General features: G+C 77.5%; 1 protein-coding gene. It reads right to left on the bottom strand.

Annotated features, from left to right (window positions below; translation table 11 throughout):
- Window positions 1–63: 63 nt before the first annotated feature.
- Window positions 64–591: bifunctional DNA primase/polymerase (locus AB8Z75_RS35200; RefSeq protein ID WP_369209231.1), on the bottom strand; the 528-nt coding region annotated here is incomplete at its 5' end.

The raw sequence follows: 591 nt of genomic DNA, 5'->3' as shown, positions 1-591 counted from the left end.
GTGCGCGCGTGCGGGTCGGCCCTCCGGCGGGAGGGGTCAGGGGTCAGGGCTAGGGGGCAGGCGTCAGGCGAAGCCGACGGCGGAGCCGCGGTCGACGAGCCCGGCCCTGCTGCCGCCGACCGCGCCGCGGTCGGCGGCCTCGCGGCCGCACGCGTAGGCCAGCGTGGGCACCAGCTCGTCGGCGCCGGGCAGCCAGCGGTTGGCCGCGTTGGGTTCGCGCGCCCACTGGACCGGTCCGCGCGCCCCCAGCCGCGTGGGCGGGGCCGCCACCCAGTCGCCCTCTCCTTTGGACCGCAGGTCCAACGCGGCGGGTGACCAGCCCAGGCGGCGGAGGGCGTGCGGCACGGCGGCGGCGACGCCGGGCAGTACGAAGAAGGTCATGCGTCCGTCGGGTGAGCTGGTGACAGGGCCGAGGGGCGCTTCCATGCGTTCGAGTCGGGCGAGCGCGAGGCAGCCCGCGGCTTCGGAGACCTCCAGGGCGTCGAAGGCCCGTCCGGTAGGTAGCAGGACGGCGGCGCGCGGTGCGGTCGTCCACAGGTGGCGGGCGGTGGTGGCGCTTCCTGTGGTCTCGTCCGTCCAGCGGGGGCGGGC

It is taken from the genome of Streptomyces sp. PU-14G (assembly GCF_041028275.1).
GTDB lineage: Bacteria > Actinomycetota > Actinomycetes > Streptomycetales > Streptomycetaceae > Streptomyces.
The sequence above is the reverse complement of the archived record's forward strand: the minus strand, read 5'-3'. Positions and strand labels throughout refer to the sequence as shown.